This is a genomic window from Dietzia maris (assembly GCF_014144855.1).
In the GTDB taxonomy this organism is placed as follows: domain Bacteria; phylum Actinomycetota; class Actinomycetes; order Mycobacteriales; family Mycobacteriaceae; genus Dietzia; species Dietzia kunjamensis.
In genome coordinates this window covers 1-4,456 of sequence record NZ_JAALDN010000358.1, presented here as the reverse complement: position 1 = coordinate 4,456, position 4,456 = coordinate 1, and the positions used below count along the sequence as shown (strand labels likewise).

Annotated in this window: 4 protein-coding genes; 2 read left to right on the top strand and 2 right to left on the bottom strand. The window is 72.0% G+C overall.

The window, feature by feature from the left end:
* Positions 1-196: 196 nt before the first annotated feature.
* Positions 197-1,312 (bottom strand): mannose-1-phosphate guanylyltransferase ManB, encoded by a 1,116-nt coding sequence (gene manB, locus G6024_RS11880; protein ID WP_227022368.1) that lies wholly within the window; start codon positions 1,310-1,312, stop codon positions 197-199.
* A 95-nt stretch (positions 1,313-1,407) separates the two neighbouring features.
* On the bottom strand, positions 1,408-2,286 hold the full coding sequence (locus G6024_RS11875; protein ID WP_159148785.1) for a glycosyltransferase family 2 protein: 879 nt from the start codon (positions 2,284-2,286) through the stop codon (positions 1,408-1,410).
* A 111-nt stretch (positions 2,287-2,397) separates the two neighbouring features.
* Here G6024_RS11875 and G6024_RS11870 point away from each other — a divergent pair, with 111 nt between their 5' ends.
* Both G6024_RS11870 and G6024_RS11865 read left to right on the top strand, forming a co-directional pair.
* Positions 2,398-3,972, top strand: a complete 1,575-nt coding sequence (locus G6024_RS11870; protein WP_119191965.1) for an LCP family protein — start codon at positions 2,398-2,400, stop codon at positions 3,970-3,972.
* A gap of 59 nt (positions 3,973-4,031) precedes the next feature.
* Positions 4,032-4,456 (top strand): TIGR03089 family protein (locus tag G6024_RS11865; protein ID WP_268817123.1); only part of this gene is annotated, 425 nt, incomplete at its 3' end.

The following is a 4,456-nucleotide window of genomic DNA, read 5'->3' as shown; positions in this document are numbered from 1 at the left end:
CGGTGGGCGTGCCCGCCGAGACGGTCCCGCCACGGGAGTCGCGGCCGGCAGGCGACGCCTACGTCACGGTGGAGTGAGTCGGTAGCCGCACGCCGACCGGTCCCCCGGCCGGATCCGCGCCGCCGGCCGGATCCGCGCCGCCGGCCGGATCCGATGGGTGGCAAGACATCGGATGGGTGGCGAAGGCCGGCCGGGCCTACATGTCGGTGGAGTAGCGGATCCCGCCGTCGGGGATCTGCACCCCCGGCCACACGCGGGCACCGCGCAAGAGCTCGCAGCGCGCACCGATGTCGGCGCCGTCACCGATCACCCCGTCGCGGATGAGCGCACGGTGGCCAATTCTCGCGCCGAATCCGACGATCGAACGCTCGACCGTCGCCCCGGCCTCGATGCGGGCACCGTCGAAGACGACCGCGCCGTCCAGTCTGGCCCCGGCCCCGATCTCCGCGCCGCGCCCCACGACGGTCCCGCCGACCAGGACGGCGCCCGCCCCGATCCCGGCACCCTCGTGGACCAGGGACTCCCCCGCGTGGCCGTCGAGCGCCGGCGACGGGGCGATGCCGCGGACCAGGTCCGCCGAGCCGCGCACGAAGTCCTCCGGCGTGCCCATGTCCCGCCAGTAGGCGGAGTCGACGAACCCGTAGACGCGCCGGCCCTCACTGAGCAACTGGGGGAAGGTCTCACGCTCGACCGACACCGGCTGGCCCTCGGGGATCTGCTCGATGAGCTCACGGCGGAACACGTAGCAGCCGGCGTTGATCTGGTCGGTCGGCGGATCCTGGGTCTTCTCCAGGAAGTCCTGGACGCGCCCGTCGTCGTCGGTGGTGACGCAGCCGAACGCGCGCGGATCGGAGACGCGGACCAGGTGCATCGTCAGGTCGGCGTTCTTCTCGCGGTGCAGGGCGAGGATTTCCCGCAGGTCGGTCCCGCCGAGGACGTCGCCGTTGAACACCATGACCGTCGAGGCGGTGAGCTCGGACAGGACGTTGCGGATGCCGCCGCCGGTGCCCAGGGGTTCGGTCTCCACGACGTAGGAGATGTCCAGGTCCAGGGCCGACCCGTCGCCGAAGTACTCCTCGAAGACCTCGGCCTTGAAGGAGGTCCCCAGCACGACGCGCCGGATGCCGGCCGCCCGGATCCGGGAGAGCAGGTGGGTCAGGAAGGGCAGGCCCGCGGTGGGCAGCATCGGCTTGGGCGCCGAGATCGTCAGGGGCCTGAGCCGGGTGCCCTTGCCGCCGACCAGCACCACCGCCTCGGTGTCCGCGATCAGGTCGTCGTCGGCGGTGGCACTCCCGGGGGTCGTCGAGGTCACGGTGAAGGCTCCTGCTGTCGAAAGGGCCGCGGGCGGGGGCGCGCTCGCCCCGCTCCGGTGGCCGGTGGATGGGTCTCGGTTCCGGGGTGTCAAGCTCAGCCCGCGGCGCGCCGGGTGGACCGGATCGCCAGGCGACACCGCAACTCCAGGCCCGCTCTGAGCGCCCAGCGTATCGGTGCCTGCCAGGCGTATGGGTGCCTGTCCGCCTGGAACAGGTACGCGCTGCGGTGGTGCGCCCGGAGGGTGAACTCCGGCACCGCGTTCGCAGCGTGACCCTGGTCGTGGTGGATGACGGCGGCGGGCACGTAGACGTTCTGCCACCCGGCCCTGCCGAGACGGTCGCCCAGGTCGATGTCCTCGAGGTACATGAAATACCGCTCGTCGAACCCGCCCAGGGCATCGAACGCCGCCCGGCGCAGCAGCAGGCACGAACCCGACAGCCACCCGGCGGCCCGCTCGGTCTCCATGTCCGCGTCGTCGAGGTATCCCGCCGTCCACGGGTTCCGCGGCCACACCTGGCCGAGCAGGGCGTGGCCGATCCCCGCGCCCAGACGTGGCACCGCCCGGGCGGACGGGTACACGGACCCGTCGGTCTCGGAGATCCGCGGGCCGAACGCGGCGGCCCGCGGCCAGCGTGCGGCGGCGGCGAGGAGCTCGTCCACCGACCCGGGTTCGAAGGTCACGTCCGGGTTGACCACCAGGACGAACTCCTGGTCGAAATCCTCCGGCCGGCCAGCGATCAGCGTCACCGCCCGGTTGATGGCGGTGCCGTACCCCAGGTTGTCACCCGTGGGGAAGAACTCGGCGAACCCGTACTCCGCCGCTACCTCCTCCGGCACCCCGTCCGTCGACCCGTTGTCCGCCATCACCAGGCCGACCTGCCGGGTCGTGGCCGCGGGGAGGGTCTCGACGAAGCTGCGGAGGTGGTCGCCCGGCGAGTACGTCACCGTCACGACGGGTAGTCGGGTCGTCACGCGAAACACCCTACGACGCACCCCACGGATTCCGACGCCCGGCGCGCGGCGCGGTACCGTTGATCATCATCGGCGGCCTCGAGCGGCCCTACTCGACGACAAGGACGGTGGATGAGCGCCGAGCTGCCAGCGACTCCCCGTCGTGCCCCCGGCCGGGCACGGGGACGGCGTCACGCCACCCCGGCCCGCCCGGTCGCGTACCGGGTCGGTCGCGTCGTGGCCGCCCTCGTCTCCGCCCTGTGTCTCCTGGTCACCGGCGTCGGGTGGACCCTGTTCAACGGACTCAGCTCGGACCTGACCTCCGCCGGCGGTCTCGACGTGGGTGACGGTGGCCTCGACGGCGCCGTCGACATCCTTCTGGTGGGCACGGACAACCGGACCGACGCGCAGGGCAACCCCCTCAGCCAAGAGGAACTGGCCACGATCCGGACCGGCGAGGAGGAGGGCGAGAACACCGACACGATCCTGCTCATCAGGATCCCCGAGGACGGCAGTTCCGCCACCGCGATCTCCATCCCCCGCGACGTCTACGTGGAGACCAGCTCGGTCGGCGGGAGCAAGATCAACGGCGTCTACGCCGCGAACAAGGAGGCCCATCTCGAGCGTGCCGTCGCGTCCGACCCGGACGGTGAACTGACCGAGGAGGACCAGCGCGCCGCGGTCAAGGCCGGGCGCAACGGCCTCATCGGCGCCGTCGAGGATCTCACCGGCGTCCAGGCCGACCACTACGCCGAGATCGGCCTCCTGGGGTTCGTGCTGCTCACCGACGCGGTCGGCGGCGTCCCCGTCTGCCTCAACGAGCCGGTCGACGAGCCGCTGTCGGGCGCGAACTTCCGTGCCGGCGTCCAGACGGTCTCCGGATCGGACGCCCTGAGCTTCGTGCGCCAACGCCATGACCTGCCCGCGGGCGACCTCGACCGGATCGTCCGTCAGCAGGTGTTCATGTCCCAGCTGGTCAAGAAGATCCTCTCCGCCGGCACCCTGGCCGACCCCTCGAAACTCGGTGCGCTGGTCGACGCCGCCAAGCGGTCCTTCGTCATCGACGAGAACTGGGACTTCGTCGACTTCGCCATGAAGCTCCAGGACATCAGCGGCGGCAACGTCCGATTCGAGACCATCCCGGTCACCAGCATCGACTCGTTCACCGAGTGGGGCGAGTCCATCGTCACCGCCGACCCCGCCGAGGTGTCGGAGTTCGTGGCCGGTTTCGCCAGCACCGAGGATCGGGAAGCGGACGCCGACGCCACCACCGATCCGGAGCAGACCCCCACCGACGCGCCGGGGCCGGACCCCGCCGAGGTGACGGTCTCCGTGGTCAACACCACCGCGATCGACGGTCTGGCCGCGCAGGTCTCCGGAGCCCTCACCGAACTCGGCTACACCGCAGGCGACCTGCTCACCGACCCGGCCGCCGCCTACACCTCGCACGTCGCCGCAGCCTCCGCCGACGACGACGCCGCCTTTGCCGTATCGGAGGCCCTCGGCGGCCTGCCCGTGCAGGTCGACCCAGCGCTGCCCGACGGCTCCGTCCGCGTCGTCCTGGCCGAGGACTACAGTGGCCCCACCGGCGACGCCGCCGGCACCGAGTCCTACTCCCCCACCACCTCCTCCTATGCGCCGCTGCCGCCGTCCATCGCGGATCGCCCGACCTTCGACGCCGGCTCGGACGTGCCCTGCGTCAACTGACCGACTGCGCCCACCGACCGACTGCGCCCACTGACCGACCACCACCCGGGAGGCCCAGAGTGACCACCGCCGCCGACACCGTCCTGCAGCCGCTCCTCGCACTCGACCCGGGAACCCCCATGGTCACCCACTACAACCAGGCCGCCCCGTCACGAGTGGAACTGTCTGTCACCTCCACCGCCAACTGGGCCGCGAAGATCGCCGGACTCCTGCGCGACGAACTCGGGGTGGTGCCGGGCGACGTGATCGTGTGCGACCTGCCCGCGCACTGGCTCACCGCGGGCGTCCTCCTCGGCGCCTGGTGGGCGGGCGCCGAGGTGAGCACAGGGGCCGCGGACGACGCCGTCGCCGTCGTCACCGTCCCCGACCGCCTCGACCGCCACCCCACCGACATCGAGACCCTCCTCATGACCACCGACCCGATGGGCCGCCCGCTGGCGGCCGCCGGCGTCGAGGTCCCCCCGGGCGTCACCGACCTCGCCGA